This window comes from Anoxybacillus sp. ST70 (assembly GCF_019553625.1).
GTDB classification, from domain to species: Bacteria; Bacillota; Bacilli; order Bacillales; family Anoxybacillaceae; genus Anoxybacillus; species Anoxybacillus gonensis.
Map to the genome: position 1 here is coordinate 1 of NZ_JAHZOF010000018.1, position 14,707 is coordinate 14,707.

The following is a 14,707-nucleotide window of genomic DNA, read 5'->3' on the forward strand; positions in this document are numbered from 1 at the left end:
CAAACAACGATCCTTAGAGGCTTAAGAAATAGAAAAATGAGAGGTAAATCCCTCTCTTATTTTACAAAATATGAAAACCAACTCCCAAAAGTCCGCTTTTTAGCGGACTTTTGGGTCAGCCCCTTTTTCTCATGCGTTCTTGTCGTTCCCACTGTTTTAAGTAAGGATATGGGTCAAACGACCATTCCGTATAGCCGTTATCTTTATACATGCCGTAGTGAAGATGCGGCGGAAATTTACCCGATGTGCCAGGCGGTCCGTAACCAGAACTTCCGACTGAACCGATCAACATGCCGGGCTCTACAATCGTTCCTTCCTCTAAGCCGTTAGCGAATCCATTTAAGTGCGCAAAATAATGATACGTATTGTTTATATCGCGAATACCGATGCGCCAACCTCCGTATTTATTCCATCCTTTTAATTCAACGATACCGTAACATGTTGAGCGAACAGGGGTACCGTAATGTGCAAAAATGTCTGTTCCTTCATGAATCCGTCGTCCGCCCCATCCGCGTGCATCTCCCCACGTACTGCGATAACTATATTCAAATCGTCTTGGAATTGGAAAGGCATATTGATCGAGTTGTAGCGTCCCAAAATGTTTATATAGCTTTACTTTTCCTAAAATGATATCGACGGTTTTGCTTCGCTCATAATAGTCCCACAGCGCCATTTTAATATGTGTATGGTCTGTGCCGTATGATCGTAAAAAGCGAGCAAACGCAAATAATACATCTTCATCGTTTGTTCGATCAGCGATACCGTCTCCATTCCCATCTATCCCCATTCCACCAAATTGGCTAATTGTAAATGGATTTTGATCTTCTTTATTTTGATTGAGTGGCCCAGCCCATCGTTCAGTGGGGATGTAAATACCGATAATTCCAGTTGGTTTTGGTAAATCGCGGCGCGCTTGGCGAATGCTCCGTTCATATTGATCAACAGCTGCGAAGTAGTACCACGGAATGAGCGAAATGGCTTCTGCTTTTTTATAAAGTTCCATTCGTTGATCATACACATTTGGTGCAGCAGCGAATGATTGGAACGGAATGAGAAGAAAAACGATTATGCACCATAATGTTTTCACGCATTCTTTCTCCTTTCTCCGATGTTCATATCATTAGTTTGAGGTAATCGACTGTTTTCATAAATAAAAAATGTTGGAAAAACAAACTGTTTTGTATTGTAAGGCAATAACTCGTATAATGGGTAATGTACATTAACGAGTGGAGCGTGAAAATGATGTCAACAAAAGAACAGCACCTTCGCAAACCAGAGTGGTTAAAAATAAAGTTAAATACGAATGAACATTATACAGGCTTGAAAAAAATGATGCGCGAAAAACAATTGCATACGGTGTGCGAAGAAGCGCGTTGTCCAAATATTCATGAATGTTGGGCCGTTCGTCGCACAGCGACGTTTATGATTTTAGGCGATGTATGTACGCGCGCTTGCCGCTTTTGCGCTGTGAAAACAGGATTGCCAACGGAGCTAGATTGGCAAGAACCAGAGCGTGTTGCTGAATCCGTTCGTTTAATGAATTTAAAACATGTTGTTGTGACTGCTGTTGCGCGCGATGATTTAAAAGATGGCGGTGCAGCTGTATTTGCTGAAACGGTACGTGCTATTCGACGGAAAAATCCGTTGACGACGATTGAAGTATTGCCGTCTGATATGGGTGGTGTATATGAAAACTTAAAAACGCTAATGGACGCTCGTCCTGATATTTTAAATCATAATATTGAAACAGTTCGTCGCCTCACTCCGCGCGTTCGTGCGCGCGCAACGTATGAACGCTCACTTGAATTTTTGCGCCGTGCGAAAGAAATGCAACCGGATATTCCTACAAAATCAAGCTTAATGGTCGGGCTTGGTGAAACAAAAGAAGAAATTTTAGAAGCGATGGACGATTTACGGGCAGTCGGGGTGAATATTTTGACGATCGGGCAATATTTGCAACCGACAAAAAAACATTTAAAGGTAGAGAAATATTACCATCCGCATGAGTTCATGGGGTTAAAAGAAATTGCGTTAGCGAAAGGATTTAGTCATTGTGAGTCTGGACCGCTCGTCCGCTCTTCTTATCATGCTGATGAGCAAGTACAATCGGCAAAAGCGAATGAGTAAACATATAATTAAGGATGTCCCTTTCATGTATGTGGGACATCCTTTTTCGTTATTGCATCATGTTCATTTCTTCGCGTTGCACACCGTTTTCATTTTCTCCGCTGCTCACTTTTCTACCTTGTGGCGACTTGAGCATTTCTTTAATCGTTTGTTGTAAAACTTGATCGATATTTTGATTATTTGCATCTAAACGGCCGAATCGTTCAATATCTTGAAACATGCGCGGATTGTCTGAAACGTATACGTGATAATAACGTGGAACGACAGAAATAGCTGTTTTTTTCACTTGATCGGCTGTTTCAAACCGATTTGTACTGTCTGTCTTGTAAACGACAAACACGGTATCGTCTGTGACGAGCGTCCCAACGTCATAAACGTTCGGAAGTTGGGTGCACAGTTTACTAATTAAATCGGCAACATTTTCTCTGTTTAATACAGGTATTGTCGCATACTGTGTTGTATCGCCCGGAATTGGGCTTTTTTGATGTCTTACGTAACCGAAATTTGTTAATCTCGAATCCATTCCGTTTCGAACACCATGTTCGTTATATAAATCGTTTCTTGAGCGAACGTTGATCGTTGTTCCGCTTTTCTCATACAAAGATGTGGATTCGTCGTTTATTCCAGCGCATCCAGATAAGAAAGCGATTGTACTAATTCCTGTCAGTAACCATGTATTCCGCAAAACAACTCCCCCCTTCTTTTTTATTGTTCGTTTTATTCAAAGCGTTATAATGGTGATTGCTTGGGAGAAAGACATGTTTTATGATAGAAATGGAAAGAAGAGGTGAGGATATATGATTTGCATTCATAATACATGTTACGAGCTTGTAGAAAATGTACGCAACGGATTTAACGAAGAAGCGTTTCGTGCGCGCTATACGGATATTTTAAATAAATATGATTACATTGTTGGCGATTGGGGATATAACCAGCTTCGGTTGCGTGGCTTTTTTGATGACCATAACCAAAAAGCGACATATGATACGAAAATAAGTACATTATCCGAATATTTGTTTGAATATTGCAATTTCGGTTGCGCTTATTTTGTGTTACGTAAAGTGAAAAAATAGGTCAGGCGTCCTGACCTATTTTTTATGAGTACGGTTGCTTGTTATTTTCGTTCGGATCATCGTGAACGGGATGTGCGCCTGGGTCTTGGCGCGGAATGTTTTGATGAAGCGACTTATACTCGTAATTAAACGCGCTGTAATATCGTTGCCCTTTTCGCCATGGGGTGCTTTTATTTTGAACAGGTTCATGTTCGCCGCGTGGGGAACCGTATGGACCTTCGGGCAACGTTTCTGGTACGAGGAAGTTTTTCATCGCTTCCACAGTTGAAAAATCGTGATATGTTTCATCGGTCATGTGAATTCTTCCTTTCGTTTTTTACATAGCGTACCACTTAACCGACGATTTCATGTAAAAAGCTTCGCAACTCGTTTGCCTCTTCTTCATTTAAGTTATATATGTGTTCAATATACCCAGGCTGTTGCAAGTCATCTGAACCGATAATCGCATATCGATTGCTTTGTAAATCAAGGATAAGCGCTTTCCCATAAAAACGGTCTGTTTGGACGATTGCTAAATCAAACCGTTCATTTTTTCCAACGAAGCTAACAAATCGTGTTTTCGTATCGACCGTATCGTCATATAAAAAGAAACGTTCCATATGGCATCCCTCCATCTCGTGTGTTATTGCTTCTTCATCTTAACAAATTTCTGTTAGCTGTGTAAAAGAAAGCGCTATGATACAATAAAATAAAAAACAGAAAGGGAGATGAATGATGTATTTTGTCGATCGCCAAAAAATTGAAAAAACATTGAAATATATGGAGGAAGTCGTCTCCTATGTCCAACAACCGTTTCATACGCCAATAGAGAAGCTAGCGCTTGAACGTATAGGGCATGTCATTATTGAATCAATCATTGATGTCGGAAATGCGATGATTGATGGATTTATTATGCGCGATCCAGGAAGTTACGAGGACATTATTGACATTTTAGTGGATGAGCGTGTTCTTTCTGATGAAGATGGCGAGGCATTAAAACAAATCATCCATTTCCGTAAAAAGCTTGTGCAACAATACATCGATGTACCACATGACGAATTATTGAAAGCGTTGCAAAACTATCGCCATGTTCTTCAATCTTTTCCGACCGCTATTCGCACGTATTTACATCATGAACTTGGACCTGTGTCCGCCTTTTTAAATGAAAATGTTTAAAAATTGTGTGTATAGGGAAAATCATATAAAATGGAAGAGGGTGAAAAGTGATGCGAAAAAAAACCTCTTCCACAAAAGAGCAAATTTTAAAAATGTTAAAAGTGCAAAAGCGGCTAACAGTCGGTGAAATGGCGGAGCAACTACAAATTACGGAGATGGCTGTTCGCCGTCATTTGAGCGCGTTAGAGCGTGAAGAGCTTATTGAATCGACGCTTGTTCGTCAGCCGATGGGAAGGCCGACAAACGTGTATCAATTAAGCGTAAAAGGACATCAACGGTTTCCGCGCCACTATCAACAAACGATGCTCGATTTTTTAGCTGATTTAGAACAGATGGGCGGAAAGCAAATGGTAGCCGAGCTGTTTCAAAATCGGCAAGAACGGATGAAAAAGTTGTATGAGCAACAATTTGGCAATAAATCGTTTGATGAGAAAATGAAAGAGCTTGTGGCGGTACAAAATGAGCATGGGTATATGTCGGAATTGGTACAACACGATGATGGTTCGTTTGAGTTAGTTGAACATAACTGTCCGATTGCAGAAGTAGCTCAAGCGTATCCGATTGCTTGTGAATGTGAGCGACAGTTGTTTGAAACGCTCATTCATGAAGCCGAAATTGTTCCGAAAACGTGTTTAGCTGACGGTGATGACGCGTGTCGCTACCATATTAAGCGAAAAAAATGAACAATCGTTGACATTCGTTGCGCTCTTTTTGACAAGTGCAGCTGTTTTGCGTTAAAGTTTGAACGTGCAAGTTGTCAAAAGGAGTGGCAAAAGTGAAAACATATAAAGGATATTTAATTGATTTAGACGGTACGATGTATCGTGGAACAGAACGAATTGAAGAAGCGTGCGCTTTTGTGCATCGCCTTCATGAAAAAGGTATTCCGTATTTATTTGTAACAAACAATTCTTCTCGCACACCGGAACAAGTAGTAGAAAAGTTGCGGAAATTCGGTATCCCTGCAACGAAAGAGCAAGTATTTACAACAAGTCAAGCCACGGCAAACTACATTTATGAAAAGAAGCCGAACGCCTCTGTTTATGTGATTGGAGAAGACGGTATTCGTCGTGCGCTTGAAGAAAAAGGATTTACATTTGCAAATGAAGATGCGGAAGTCGTTGTCATGGGGATTGATCGTAGCATTAATTACGAAAAATTAGCGATTGCTTGTTTAGCTGTTCGCAATGGGGCGCTGTTTATTTCGACAAACGGAGATATTGCAATTCCAACGGAGCGCGGACTTTTACCAGGAAACGGGTCGCTTACATCTGTCGTTGCTGTGTCGACACAAACGAAGCCGATTTTTATCGGTAAGCCGGAAAAAATTATTATGGAGCAGGCGCTAGAAGTGCTTGGTGTTCCGAAAGAAGAAACGTTAATGATCGGGGATAACTATGATACGGATATTATGGCAGGGATGAATGCCGGGATGGATACACTTCTCGTTCACACGGGTGTGACGACGAAAGAAATGTTGCAAACGTATGACCGACAACCGACGTATGTCGTAGATTCGTTAAAAGAATGGATGGAACGCATATAAAAAGGTGCCTAGTTGGGCACCTTTTTCCTATTTATTCGACATGGGCGGCGCGATGCGCTAGACGGCTTGAAGCAGCAGCAGCGATCGCTCCAACGATATCATCTAAAAATGTGTGGCATTGACCAGATGATTTATCATTTAATTGATGTAAAATGCCTGGTTTTTGTTTATCGATATATCCGTAGTTCGTAAAACCGATCGACCCATACACATTGACGATGGAGAGCGCTAAAATTTCATCTACCCCATATAATCCTTCGTCTTTTGCGATAAATGATTGAAGAGGTTCTTGTAGTAAACCTTTCTCTGCTAAAATATCGAGCTGAATGCCGGTAAACAGCGCGTTTTGTACTTCACGCTTAGCGATCACCCGATTCACGTTATGAATACATTCGTCCATTTGTAAGTCAGGATGATATTTAGATTGTAAATAATAAACGAGTTCAGCAATATGTTCGATTGTTACCCCGCGATCAGCAAGCCATTGTCGTGCGATTTGTTCCATTTTTCCTATTTTCTTTTCCTCCATCCAACTTCACCTATTTCGTTTTTTATTTTTTACAATGTATGTGACTTTTTTATGAAACGTGCGTTCATTTCCTCTCTCTTATGAAGTTTATACGTATTTTTGAAACATATACATGAAGGAAGGAGGGATGTGCATGGATTATTATTTTCGAGTCGATCATATGGAACAAGTAGGTGATCGCTTTCTCGTTCGAAGCGGAAATGACATATATATTGCGGTACCGACGAATGAAAAAGAAAGCGATATTCAGCAGTTATATTACATGGCGATGTATATGCGAACGCAAGGTGACGAAACGATTGCAACGTTGCTTCCAACGAAAACAGGACGTTTGATTGGCATGTTACAAGGAAAGCAAGTGAGTGTATGGAAAATGGAAAACCGAATGAAAACAGGAGATACCGCGCAACAACTCGCATTATTTCATCAGCGTGGTCGCACATATCCGTATGATGTTTCCGCTCGAAGTCGATTTGGCAAATGGGGAGAACTATGGGGACAACGAATTGATCAACTAGAACATTTTTGGCAATTACAAGTGAGGTCTTCCGAAAAAAATGAGGTGGATGAACAATTTGTTGAGACATTTCCTTACTATTTAGGTGTTGCCGAAAATGCGGTTCAATATGTGATGGATACACAATTAGATGAAGTTCCGATGCGCGGTGATATGCCGACGATTTGTCATGAACAATTTCCGCCCGAAACATGGGAAATGGGGAAAATACCAACGGATTGGGTGTTTGATCACGCAAGTCGCGATGTTGCGGAATGGATTCGAAAGCAGTGGTTAACGAAACAATCAGATGAAACGATTGAGCGTTTTTTACAAACGTATGAACATGTGCAATCGCTTAGCCGTTTTTCTTGGCGAATGATTTATGCCCGATTATTATTTCCGCTTCATTACTTTCAGTCGATTGAAAACTACTATGGATCAGAAGGTGACATGCGACAACGGTATGCGCAACAATTACGACAAGTATTTGAAGAGACTGACGTATATGAACAAAAACTTCGTCATTTTCATGATATGACTACGGTCTCTATTCCTCGTCTCGATTGGTTATAAATATGGTACAATAAAGCGGATAAAGATATGCTAAAGGGGACGAGGGTATGGGAAAACGATATGTTTTCATTACAAGAAAACTACCAGATGATGTCGTTGCACCGTTATATGACAAATATGATGTGAACATGTGGCCACATGAGCATCTTGTTGTTCCGCGCGATGTGTTACTTCAAGAAGCAAGCCGAGCGGAAGCATTAATTACGATGTTATCTGATCGCATTGATGAGGAGTTATTGCAACAAAGTCCGAAACTTCGCGTCGTTGCGAATGTAGCTGTCGGTTACGACAATATTGACGTAGAGGCAGCGACAAAACGAGGGGTCATTGTTTGTAACACGCCTGATGTATTGACAGAAACAACAGCGGATTTAACATTTGCTCTCCTGTTAGCAACGGCAAGAAGATTGGTTGAAGCAGCCGAGTTTATAAAAGAAGGAAAATGGAAAAGTTGGAGCCCGCTTTTACTTGCAGGGACGGATGTCCACCATAAAACGATTGGGATTGTCGGGATGGGGAAAATCGGGCAAGCCGTTGCACATCGGGCAAAAGGATTTCATATGCGCGTATTATACTATAATCGTTCACGAAATATCGAAGCCGAACGAACGCTTGGTGCGATGTATTGTTCGTTTGATGCGTTGCTTGAACAAGCGGACTTTGTCGTCTGTTTAGCTCCGTTAACGAATGAAACGTATCGATTGTTTAACCGCGAAGCATTTATGAAAATGAAGCGATCAGCTATTTTTATTAACGCGGGACGCGGGGCGGTTGTGGACGAAGAAGCGTTATATGATGCGTTAATCAACCGACATATTGCTGGTGCGGGGCTAGATGTATTTGCACAAGAGCCGATTCGTTCGGACCATCCGCTATTACAATTACCGAACGTTGTTGCTTTGCCGCATATCGGGAGTGCGACGAAAGAAACGAGGTACGCGATGATGCAACTATGTTGTCGCAACGTGATAGCCGTGCTAGAAGGAAAGGAGCCTTATACACCTGTACAGAGCCAATAGGCTCTTTTTTTATTTTTTTAGAAAATTTTTAAACATAAAACGTTTTCATATGGTACGATAATGAAAATAAGGATTGTAAAAGAAATGGAGATCCTCTATAATGTCTACTATACAAAAACAAATGTTCATTACAGAAAAACAAGAGGTGGGGAAGATGGTAAAAAGCGTATCAGTTGGATTGTTAGGATTAGGAACGGTTGGCAGTGGAGTTGTGAAAATTATTAAAAATCATCAAGATAAATTGATGCACCAAATTGGTTGCCCTGTTGAAATCAAAAAAGTTGCTGTGCGTGATCGCGATAAAAAAAGAGATGTCGTTTTGCCAGAGTCAGTATTAACGACAAACGTAGAAGAAGTCATTCATGACCCAGACATCGATGTCGTCATTGAAGTCATGGGAGGCATTGAAGAAACGCGACGATATATATTACAGGCATTAAAAAACGGAAAACATGTTGTGACGGCAAATAAAGACTTAATGGCGCTGTATGGAACAGAGTTGCTTTCCGTCGCATCTGAACACGGTTGCGATTTGTTTTATGAAGCAAGTGTCGCAGGAGGAATTCCGATTTTACGCAGCCTTGTAGACGGATTAGCTTCTGATCGAATTACAAAAATGATGGGCATCGTAAACGGGACAACAAACTATATTTTAACAAAAATGAGTAAATTTAATAGAAAGTATGAAGAAGTATTAGCAGAAGCGCAGGCGTTCGGTTATGCTGAGGCAGATCCGACATCAGATGTAGAAGGACTAGATGCAGCAAGAAAAATGGCGATTTTAGCTCGCCTTGGTTTTTCGATGAATATTGATTTGCAAGATGTATACGTCAAAGGAATTACTGGAATTACAGAAGAAGATTTAAATTACAGCAAACGACTCGGTTATACGATGAAATTAATCGGTATTGCCCATCGAGACGGAGAGAAAGTAGAAGTGAGTGTGCAACCGACATTGTTGCCAGATACACATCCACTTGCGTCTGTCAATGATGAGTATAATGCCGTTTACGTTTACGGTGAAGCGGTTGGAGAGACGATGTTCTATGGTCCGGGAGCAGGAAGCTTACCGACAGCAACATCCGTTGTGTCGGACTTAGTTGCTGTAGTGAAAAATATGCGCCTTGGGGTCAATGGAAGAAGCGCAGTTACCCCACAATACGATAAGCAGTTAAAAGACGATAGCGAAATATACTCGAAATATTTCTTACGCATTCATGTAAAAGATCAAGTTGGAGCGTTTGCGAAAATTACATCACTTTTTTCAGAACGCGGAGTAAGTTTTGAAAAAATTTTACAATTACCTTTAAAACAAAAAGACTTGGCAGAAATTGTTCTTGTTACGCATCAAGCATCTTTAAAAGATTATCGTGATGTGTTGCAACAGTTACGCGATTTAGAAGTTGTCGAAGAAGTGAAAAGTTCGTATCGAGTAGAAGGGGAAGGTGCGCTGTAATGTGGAGGGGATTGTTACATCATTATCGTGAATATTTACCGGTGACAGATAAAACACCGATGTTATCGTTAAATGAGGGGAATACACCTCTCATTCCGCTTATTCATTTATCGGAAAGACTCGGTGTAGAATTATACGTCAAAACAGAGGGGGCTAACCCAACGGGATCTTTTAAAGATCGCGGGATGGTTATGGCTGTTGCGAAGGCAAAAGAAGAAGGAAGCGATACAATTATTTGCGCTTCGACAGGCAACACGTCTGCCGCTGCCGCTGCGTATGCTGCACGAGCAAATATGCGCTGCATTATCGTCATTCCTGACGGGAAAATTGCGCTCGGAAAGTTGGCGCAGGCGGTCATGTATGGGGCGGAAATTGTTGCGATTCAAGGAAATTTCGATCACGCATTAAAAATGGTGCGTCGTTTAAGCGAAATGGCTCCGGTGACGCTTGTCAATTCGGTCAATCCGTATCGTATTGAAGGGCAAAAAACAGCAGCGTTTGAAATTTGTGAGCAACTTGGGCAAGCTCCTGATATTCTTGCCATTCCAGTCGGAAATGCTGGGAATATTACAGCATATTGGAAAGGATTTAAACAATTTCATGAAAAACATGGAACAACATTGCCGCAAATGCGTGGGTTTGAAGCAGAAGGAGCGGCAGCAATTGTTCGTAACGAAGTGATCGAAAACCCAGAAACGATTGCGACAGCGATTCGAATCGGTAATCCAGCGAGCTGGGAATATGCTGTTCAAGCTGCCAACGAATCGGGAGGAAAAATTGATGAGGTGACAGATGCCCAAATTTTAGATGCGTACCGTCTACTTGCACGAGAAGAAGGAATTTTTGCAGAACCTGCTTCATGCGCGTCAATTGCTGGTGTTATGAAGCAAGTGGAGAGCGGAGAAATTGCAAAAGGAAGCCGAATTGTTGCGGTGTTGACTGGAAATGGATTAAAAGATCCAAATGTAGCGATGGACGCGACGAATATTCAACCGATCGTTTTGCCAAATGACGAAGAAGCAGTGTTTGCGCATATTCAAGGAGCGGTCCTTCAATGAATGATGGAGAGATGTTAAAAATTGTCGTGCCAGGAAGCACAGCAAACCTTGGACCTGGCTTTGATTCGATCGGATTGGCTGTATCGTTGCATTTAACGTTAGAAGTTGTTCGTGCTGAGGTGTGGGAATTTATCCCAAAAACAAGTGAAGTAAAAAGTATTCCAACAGGTGAAAGTAATTTAATTTATCAAGTAGCCAGTCAACTCGCTCGTCAGTATGATGTAGTGCTACCTCCGTGTCGCGTGTTTGTATCAAGTAACATCCCATTTACGAGAGGGTTAGGTAGTAGCGCAGCTGCCATTATAGCGGCCATTGAGCTAGCAAATGAACTTGGACATCTTGATTTGTCACAAGAGGAAAAAATGCGCATAGCTAGCGTATATGAAGGTCATCCTGACAATGTCGGTGCTTCTTTATATGGGGGAGTAGTCATTGGAAGTCATTTGAAAGACCGTACACATGTTGTGCACATCCCTTCCATTCCAGTTGATTTAATTGCTGTCATTCCGGCGTATGAATTGGAAACAAAAAAGTCTCGCACTGTTCTTCCTAGCGCATTTACGCGCGAGCAAGCAGTCGAGGCTAGCGCACTTAGTAACGTGCTTGTGGCGGCATTGCTTACAAACCATTGGTCGCTCGTTGGTGAGATGATGGATGCAGATTTATTTCATCAACCATATCGTGAATGTCTCGTACCCGAATTGCAACATGTGCGTACCATAGCAAAACGGAATGGGGCGTTTGGGGTCGCACTAAGCGGTGCGGGTCCAACTGTTCTTTGTTTTGCTGAACAAGGGAGAGGGAAAGAAGTATATGATGCGCTTGTGGCAACATTTCCACATTGTGATGTTCGAATGTTGTCAGTAGAGACGAAAGGTAGTTGCGTATATAAAATGGCGTTAGAGAAATAAATGATTTTCTTCATATGAAAAGGGGATGTACTTCTCGTACACCCCTTTTACTTTAAAACACTTGTTCAACTTCAACAACGCCAGGAACTTCTTCAAGTAATGCGCGCTCAATACCAGCTTTTAATGTGATGGTTGAGCTTGGGCAGCTTCCGCACGCACCGAGAAGGCGAAGTTTAACAACGCCGTCTTCTACATCGACTAATTCGCAATCCCCACCATCGCGAAGTAAAAATGGACGAAGTTTATCTAACACTTCTTGCACTTGTTGTTTAATATCTTGATCTGCCATTTTCATCGACTCCTTTCACTAATTTTATTATAATCATCATGATGAAAAAAATCTATCAACGTTACTTAACTTTTTTCCAGGGGAGAGAATAAATATGATTGAAATATGTGTGTATGGAGCGGATACGATTTGTGCTTCTTGTGTCGGTGCACCATCATCAAAAGATACGTATGAATGGCTTCAAGCTTCCATTTCGCGCAAATATCCGAACGATTCATTTCAATTTGTGTATGTTGATATTTTTCATCCACCGGAAGATGAAGAAAAACGTCAATGGGCACAAAAGGTCATTGACGAAGACTTATTTTATCCTGTCATTGTCATTGATGGTGAAATTGTTGATGAAGGAAATCCGAAATTAAAAAACATTTATGAAGCGATTGAAAAAAGGGCGAAGTAACTCGCCCTTATTCATTTTACATAACGCAAATCCGTAATTTGTGCTTCATGTTCAATGGAACGTTTAGAAAGTACATCTAAAATACGCTCTTGTCTTTTCTGGTTTGCTTCAATATTTTTGACGATTTCATTCGTTTCAAGTACAGCTTGTTGGATCATTTTCAAGTCTTGCTTTGTAGCCATAGCTTTGAGGTCTTCTTTTGTGACCATATTTTCGAGATCTTGTTTTGTGGCCACTGTTTGTTTCATATTATTGATTTCTGCTTGAAGTTCGTTTAACTTTGTGAGAACTTGCTGGAGAACGGCTTCCAACATTTACCCCTCCTTTCTACTCGTTATGTGTATAAAGAAAACACCTTAATAAAAATCTAAGGTGTTTTCGTCATGAGAAGATCATTATTTTGTTATGCTATGCTTATCATACCATAGTGTCAAACAAAAAACAGCGCATGTTTATACAAAAAATTTAGGTAATTAATATCCGTTATGGTACTTGTACATCCATAAGACGCCTGATTTTAGTAGGCGTGGAACTCGTCCGGTTAGTGGGCGGTCGGCAACGAGGCCAAAGCCATGTTTTTTGCCTAATGATCCTAAAATACCTTTTAACTTAATTGGCGGAAATTCGCTTGGTGGTTCTTCGTCTTTCCATCTTTTTTGTAATACTTGAGCGATTTGTTCCGCTTGGCCTTCGGCAAGTTGGGCGCTCGGAGCGTGCGGTAAGCTTGCGCAATCTCCAACAACGTATACATTTTCTATATTTGGAATATGATGTCGAGGTGTTAATACGACACGCCCTTGACTGTCTTTTTCCACATCGAGTTCGCGGACGACACGATTCGGTTGAATGCCGGCAGTCCATACAATCGCATCGCAATGGATTGCTTCATCGTGATTATACAACGTATGTTCCTCAACTTTTGTAATGTTTGATTGACGAATGAGTTCCACACCATGCGAATGAAACCATTGCTCTACATAATGGCTTAGCCGTTCTGGAAACATGGATAAAATGCGTGTGCCGCGATCAAATAGTTTAACGTGTAAATCTGGACGACTTTCAACTAATTCGCTTGCCAATTCTACACCGCTTAATCCCGCACCGACGACACCGACGATGCTATGTGGTGGAAGATTGCTTAGTTTTTGATACGTTTCTCTTGCTTTATCAATTGTTTGAATGCTATAAGTAAAAATGTCTGCACCGGGTACACCGTGATATCTATCTTCACAACCTAATCCGATGACTAAGTCATCATACGGAATACACGTTCCGTCTTGAAGATGAACAACTTCATGATGTAAATCAATTTTTTTGACCTCACCAAAAACGTAAGATAGGCGAGGGTGTTCTGGGAATGGAACGCGAATGTGCTGGTCACTAATCGTCCCAGCAGCTAAAGCATAATATTCTGTTTTTAAACAATGGTATGGAACACGATCAATTAATGTAATATGGATATGTTCTGGTAAATTCGGAAGGATGCGGAGTAAGATGCGCATATTTCCGTATCCGCCGCCAAGTAGCACGAGGTTTCTCATGGAAGCTTTCCCCTTTTGATAAAATTCGACCACTAAAAGTATAGCGAAATTGTGACAAAATAACAACATTTTTTCGAGAAACATGAATAATTAAGATGTTTTTCTTATGTCAATATTACATCATTTTTAGTGAAAGTGTTATAATATTAAGATTGAGGTGAATACATTGTTAAAACCGATCGTTGAATTTTGTATAAGTAATTTAGCCAATGGTTCACAACGCGCGCTAGAGCAACTTGAAAAAGATCCGAATTTAGACATTATTGAATACGGATGTTTAGGATACTGTGGAAAATGTGCCAATATGTTATTTGCGATGGTAAATGGGGATATTGTTACAGCAGAGGATGCAGAGCAGCTCGTTGAGCGAGTGTATGCATATATTGAAGAAAATCCAATGTTTTAGGGGCTGACCCAAAAGTCCGCTAAAAAGCGGACTTTTGGGAGTTGGTTTTCATATTTTGTAAAATAAGAGAGGGATTTACCTCTCATTTTTCTATTTCTTAAGCCTCTAAGGATCGTTGTTTGTCC

General features: G+C 41.0%; 20 protein-coding genes. 12 read left to right on the top strand and 8 right to left on the bottom strand.

Annotated features, from left to right (window positions below; genetic code table 11):
• Positions 1-115 precede the first annotated feature (115 nt).
• Positions 116-1,087, bottom strand: a complete 972-nt coding sequence (locus tag K1I43_RS14795) for a M23 family metallopeptidase (RefSeq protein WP_220382691.1) — start codon at positions 1,085-1,087, stop codon at positions 116-118.
• Between the two features lie 125 nt (positions 1,088-1,212).
• Between K1I43_RS14795 and lipA the strand changes: the two genes are divergently transcribed.
• Positions 1,213-2,127: a lipoyl synthase gene (gene lipA / locus K1I43_RS14800; protein ID WP_019417414.1), complete on the top strand. Its 915-nt coding sequence runs from the start codon at positions 1,213-1,215 to the stop codon at positions 2,125-2,127.
• A gap of 49 nt (positions 2,128-2,176) precedes the next feature.
• Here lipA and K1I43_RS14805 read toward each other — a convergent pair whose 3' ends face one another.
• On the bottom strand, positions 2,177-2,812 hold the full coding sequence (locus K1I43_RS14805) for a YhcN/YlaJ family sporulation lipoprotein (RefSeq protein ID WP_026011621.1): 636 nt from the start codon (positions 2,810-2,812) through the stop codon (positions 2,177-2,179).
• 112 nt (positions 2,813-2,924) lie between these two features.
• On the opposite strand from K1I43_RS14805, the gene K1I43_RS14810 reads away from it, so the two are divergent.
• Positions 2,925-3,200 (top strand): YutD family protein, encoded by a 276-nt coding sequence (locus K1I43_RS14810; protein ID WP_003398297.1) that lies wholly within the window; start codon positions 2,925-2,927, stop codon positions 3,198-3,200.
• A gap of 22 nt (positions 3,201-3,222) precedes the next feature.
• Here K1I43_RS14810 and K1I43_RS14815 read toward each other — a convergent pair whose 3' ends face one another.
• Together K1I43_RS14815 and K1I43_RS14820 are read right to left on the bottom strand one after the other, a co-directional pair.
• The gene (locus K1I43_RS14815) at positions 3,223-3,495 is read right to left on the bottom strand and encodes a hypothetical protein (protein WP_019417413.1); all 273 of its coding nucleotides are present in this window, start codon (positions 3,493-3,495) and stop codon (positions 3,223-3,225) included.
• A gap of 37 nt (positions 3,496-3,532) precedes the next feature.
• Entirely contained in the window at positions 3,533-3,799 is a 267-nt protein-coding gene (locus K1I43_RS14820) for a DUF3055 domain-containing protein (protein ID WP_049720901.1), read from the bottom strand.
• A gap of 115 nt (positions 3,800-3,914) precedes the next feature.
• Here K1I43_RS14820 and K1I43_RS14825 point away from each other — a divergent pair, with 115 nt between their 5' ends.
• The 3 genes from K1I43_RS14825 to K1I43_RS14835 all read left to right on the top strand — a co-directional run bounded on the left by K1I43_RS14825 (position 3,915) and on the right by K1I43_RS14835 (position 5,901).
• Complete coding sequence (locus K1I43_RS14825) at positions 3,915-4,355, top strand: DUF86 domain-containing protein (RefSeq protein ID WP_009362245.1); 441 nt, start codon at positions 3,915-3,917, stop codon at positions 4,353-4,355.
• 50 nt (positions 4,356-4,405) lie between these two features.
• Positions 4,406-5,038, top strand: a complete 633-nt coding sequence (locus tag K1I43_RS14830) for a helix-turn-helix transcriptional regulator (protein WP_009362244.1) — start codon at positions 4,406-4,408, stop codon at positions 5,036-5,038.
• 92 nt (positions 5,039-5,130) lie between these two features.
• Entirely contained in the window at positions 5,131-5,901 is a 771-nt protein-coding gene (locus K1I43_RS14835; RefSeq protein ID WP_026011619.1) for a TIGR01457 family HAD-type hydrolase, read from the top strand.
• Between the two features lie 31 nt (positions 5,902-5,932).
• Here K1I43_RS14835 and K1I43_RS14840 read toward each other — a convergent pair whose 3' ends face one another.
• The gene (locus tag K1I43_RS14840) at positions 5,933-6,430 is read right to left on the bottom strand and encodes a phosphatidylglycerophosphatase A family protein (RefSeq protein ID WP_009362242.1); all 498 of its coding nucleotides are present in this window, start codon (positions 6,428-6,430) and stop codon (positions 5,933-5,935) included.
• A 133-nt stretch (positions 6,431-6,563) separates the two neighbouring features.
• Here K1I43_RS14840 and yutH point away from each other — a divergent pair, with 133 nt between their 5' ends.
• The 5 genes from yutH (at position 6,564) to thrB (ending at position 11,946) form a co-directional block, all read left to right on the top strand.
• Positions 6,564-7,502: a spore coat putative kinase YutH gene (gene yutH / locus K1I43_RS14845; protein ID WP_019417410.1), complete on the top strand. Its 939-nt coding sequence runs from the start codon at positions 6,564-6,566 to the stop codon at positions 7,500-7,502.
• A 47-nt stretch (positions 7,503-7,549) separates the two neighbouring features.
• Entirely contained in the window at positions 7,550-8,521 is a 972-nt protein-coding gene (locus tag K1I43_RS14850) for a 2-hydroxyacid dehydrogenase (RefSeq protein ID WP_019417409.1), read from the top strand.
• A 154-nt stretch (positions 8,522-8,675) separates the two neighbouring features.
• Positions 8,676-9,977: a homoserine dehydrogenase gene (locus tag K1I43_RS14855; RefSeq protein ID WP_026011618.1), complete on the top strand. Its 1,302-nt coding sequence runs from the start codon at positions 8,676-8,678 to the stop codon at positions 9,975-9,977.
• The gene (gene thrC / locus K1I43_RS14860) at positions 9,977-11,035 is read left to right on the top strand and encodes a threonine synthase (RefSeq protein ID WP_019417407.1); all 1,059 of its coding nucleotides are present in this window, start codon (positions 9,977-9,979) and stop codon (positions 11,033-11,035) included. The genes K1I43_RS14855 and thrC overlap by 1 nt, the downstream gene beginning before the upstream one ends.
• Entirely contained in the window at positions 11,032-11,946 is a 915-nt protein-coding gene (gene thrB, locus K1I43_RS14865; RefSeq protein ID WP_019417406.1) for a homoserine kinase, read from the top strand. Before thrC ends, thrB begins: the two co-directional genes overlap by 4 nt.
• 52 nt (positions 11,947-11,998) lie before the next feature.
• Here thrB and K1I43_RS14870 read toward each other — a convergent pair whose 3' ends face one another.
• A complete protein-coding gene (locus K1I43_RS14870) occupies positions 11,999-12,235 on the bottom strand; it encodes a NifU family protein (RefSeq protein ID WP_003398276.1) in 237 nt (78 codons plus the stop codon).
• Between the two features lie 94 nt (positions 12,236-12,329).
• Here K1I43_RS14870 and K1I43_RS14875 point away from each other — a divergent pair, with 94 nt between their 5' ends.
• Positions 12,330-12,635, top strand: coding sequence for a YuzD family protein (locus K1I43_RS14875; protein WP_019417405.1), 306 nt, complete (start codon positions 12,330-12,332; stop codon positions 12,633-12,635).
• 11 nt (positions 12,636-12,646) lie between these two features.
• On the opposite strand, the gene K1I43_RS14880 is transcribed toward K1I43_RS14875, so the two are convergent.
• Both K1I43_RS14880 and K1I43_RS14885 read right to left on the bottom strand, forming a co-directional pair.
• Positions 12,647-12,949: a hypothetical protein gene (locus K1I43_RS14880; protein WP_019417404.1), complete on the bottom strand. Its 303-nt coding sequence runs from the start codon at positions 12,947-12,949 to the stop codon at positions 12,647-12,649.
• Positions 12,950-13,108: 159 nt separating this feature from the next.
• The gene (locus tag K1I43_RS14885) at positions 13,109-14,176 is read right to left on the bottom strand and encodes an NAD(P)/FAD-dependent oxidoreductase (protein ID WP_220382692.1); all 1,068 of its coding nucleotides are present in this window, start codon (positions 14,174-14,176) and stop codon (positions 13,109-13,111) included.
• 166 nt (positions 14,177-14,342) lie between these two features.
• Here K1I43_RS14885 and K1I43_RS14890 point away from each other — a divergent pair, with 166 nt between their 5' ends.
• Positions 14,343-14,582 (top strand): YuzB family protein, encoded by a 240-nt coding sequence (locus K1I43_RS14890; protein ID WP_026011617.1) that lies wholly within the window; start codon positions 14,343-14,345, stop codon positions 14,580-14,582.
• Positions 14,583-14,707: the final 125 nt, after the last annotated feature.